The following is a 3,050-nucleotide window of genomic DNA, read 5'->3' on the forward strand; positions in this document are numbered from 1 at the left end:
GGCGGACCTGGTGCACGCCAGCCGGGAGGCGAGCGGGCCGGTGCCGTGGTGACGGGTGAGCAGCAGCATGGCCTGGACGACGGGGCCAGGAGCGTGCACGCACAGCCGCGTGCACGCTCCGCAGCGAAACGCCTGCCGGACGGTCAGGCCGAGCTGAAGCGCTGGTCGATGAACGCGAACAGCTCGTCGTCGGACGCGGAGTCGAGCTCCTCGCGCAGATCGGTCTCGGCACCCTCGTCGGACGGGTCGAAACCGTCCTCGGAGCCCGTCGCCTCCACCCGGGCCTCGTGCCACCGCGACAGCAGGCCCTGCAGCCGCCCCGTCATGGCCTCCATGGCCTCCTTGTCCGGGGCCGCGGCCCTCACCCGTTCCGGTGTCAGCGCCTCGAGGACCTCCTCGAGCCTGCGCAACTCCGCGTCCAGGTCCGCACTGTCTCCCGAGGAGGAGGCGGCAGGCACCATGAGGTCGAGGACGTGGGCGGCCAGTTCGTCGGGGGTCGGGTGGTTGAAGACCAGGGTCGGGGGCAGACGGAGCCCCGTCACCGCGTTGAGGCGGTTGCGTAGTTCGACCGCGGTCAGGGAGTCGAAGCCCATTTCACTGAAGGCCTGCCGTGCTCCGACCCGGTGCCCGACGGCGTGGCCGAGCACCGACGCCACCTCGCTCACGACCACATCGAGCACCGCGGCGTGGCGCTTGTCCGGAGCGACGTCGGCGAGCCGGTCCCACAGGGTCCGTGTCGCCGCCACACCGCCGCCATCGCCCGCGGCCGCTCGCCGCGGTACGGCCCGTACCAAGTGCCGCATCAGGTGCGGGACGGTGCCGGTCTCCGCCGCGTTCCGCCGCCAGGCGGGCAGGTTGAGCACGACGGGCACCAGCGCGGCCGGCCCGGAGGCCACGGCCGCGTCGAACAGCTCGAGGCCACGGGCGGACGGCATCGGCTCCATCCCGGAACGCCGCAGCCGTTGCACATCCGCCTCGCTCAGGCTCCCCAGCATGCCGCTCTCCGCCCAGGGCCCCCACGCGAGGGCCACGGCGGGCAGCCCACGTGACCTGCGGTGTCGGGCCAGTGCGTCCACATAGGCGTTCGCCGCCGCGTAGTTGGCCTGTCCGGGAGCGCCGATCACACCGGCGACCGACGAGAACATCACGAAGAAGGCGAGGTCGAGGTCTGCCGTCAGTTCGTGCAGGTGCCAGGCGGCGTCCACCTTCGGTCGGAGCACCTTCGCGACGCGCTCCGCGGTCAGCGACCCGAGCACGCCGTCGTCCAGGACACCGGCGGTGTGCACCACCCCGGCGAGCCGGCCGCCGGAGGAGACCGACGCGACGAGCGAGGACAGGGCGGCGCGGTCCGCGACGTCGCACGCCTCGACGCGCACCGACGTGCCCTCCTCCCGCAGCTCGGCGACGAGTTCGGCCGTACCGGGCGCCTGGGCGCCGCGACGGCTGACGAGGAGGAGGTCCCGCACTCCCCATTCCGTGACCAGGTGCCGTGCCACGAGTCCGCCCAGGGTTCCCGAGGCCCCGGTCACCAGGACCGTGCCGTCGACGTCCGAACATCCCGCCGGCGCGTCCTCCGCCCTGTCGACCCGTACCAGGCGGGCGGCGTGCGGCACTCCGTCGCGTACGGCGAGCTGCGGCTCGTCCAGCTGCGCCAGGGCGGCCACGTTCTCCACGGAACCGTCGGTGTCGACCAGGACGACACGACCAGGGTGTTCCGACTGCGCGGACCGTACGAGCCCCCACACGGCGGCTGCGCCCAGGTCCGGAGCATCACCGCCGTCCGTGGCGACCGCACCACGGGTGACCACGACCAGCCGCTGTCCCTCGGGGCGTTCCTCGCTCAGCCAGGCCTGCAACCGCTCCAGGATGTGGGTCACCCGGTGGTGGACGTCGGCCACCTCGTTCGTACCCGCGGCGGCGGCCGGAACGGCCAGCATCTCCACCCCGTCACCCTCGGCGGCCGACAGCTCGCCCAGTGGCACCCAGTCGACCCGGAACAGGGCGTCGTCGGCCGACCCGCCGTGCCCCGCCTCCGCCAGTTGCTCCCGCGTCACCGGACGCAGCGTCAGCGATCCCACCGAGGCCACCGGTGCGCCCGTACCGTCCGCGAGCACCACGGACACGCCCGAGCCATCGGGGTCGGCGGGCGCGATCCGCACACGGAGTCGCCGGGCGCCCACCGCGTGCAGCCGCACATCGCCCCACGCGAACGGCAGCCCGGTCACCGGCTCCTGCCCCGTCAGGGCACCGAGGCCCAGGCCGAGGCCGACGGGGTGCAGGGCCGCGTCCATGAGCGCCGGATGCACGCCGTAACCGTCGACGTCACCGGCCTGCGCGTCCGGCAGGGCGACTTCGGCGAACACCTCGTCACCGCGCCGCCACACGGCCCGCAGCCCCCGGAACGCCGGCCCGTACTCCAGGCCCAGCCCGGCCAGTTCGGCGTACATCGCCTCGACCTCGACCTCGGCGGCACCGGTCGGAGGCCAGGCCTCCAGGGACTCGGCGTCCGACGGGGGCGCGTCCGCCAGAACGCCCGTGGCGTGCAGCACCCATGTGCCGTCGTTCTCACCGGACAGCCGGGAGTGGACCCGTACGACCCGCCGCCCGTCCGCGCTGGAAGGCTCGACGGCGATCTGCAAGGACGTCGCCCCCTGCCCGGGCAGCACGAGCGGCGCGCGCAGCGTGAGTTCCTCCAGTACGGGCGTGCCGACGCGTCCGCCTGCGTGCAACACCCAGTCGACCAGGGCCGTGCCCGGCACCAGCCGGGTGCCCATGACGACGTGGTCGGCGAGCCACGCGTGCGAAGTCGCTGACAGACGGCCCGTGAAGAGAGCCACGTCGGAACCGGCCACCTCTGCCCTGGCCCCGAGCAACGGATGCTCGGCGGGCTCCAGTCCGAGGCTCCTTGGGTCCTTGGCCGCGCCGGGCGAGGACTCCAGCCAGTAGTGCTGGTGTTGGAAGGGGTAGGTGGGCAGGTCGGTGCGGCGGGCGCCGGTGCCGGCGTAGAAGGCGGTCCAGTCCACGCGGGTGCCGTGGGCGTGGAGCTCGGC

General features: G+C 73.8%; 1 protein-coding gene. It reads right to left on the minus strand.

Features of this window, described 5'->3' with window-relative positions:
* Positions 1–143: 143 nt before the first annotated feature.
* Positions 144–3,050: type I polyketide synthase (locus AB0I73_RS40905; protein ID WP_363045455.1), on the minus strand; the 2,907-nt coding region annotated here is incomplete at its 5' end.

This window comes from Streptomyces sp. NPDC050388 (assembly GCF_040655635.1).
GTDB lineage: Bacteria > Actinomycetota > Actinomycetes > Streptomycetales > Streptomycetaceae > Streptomyces.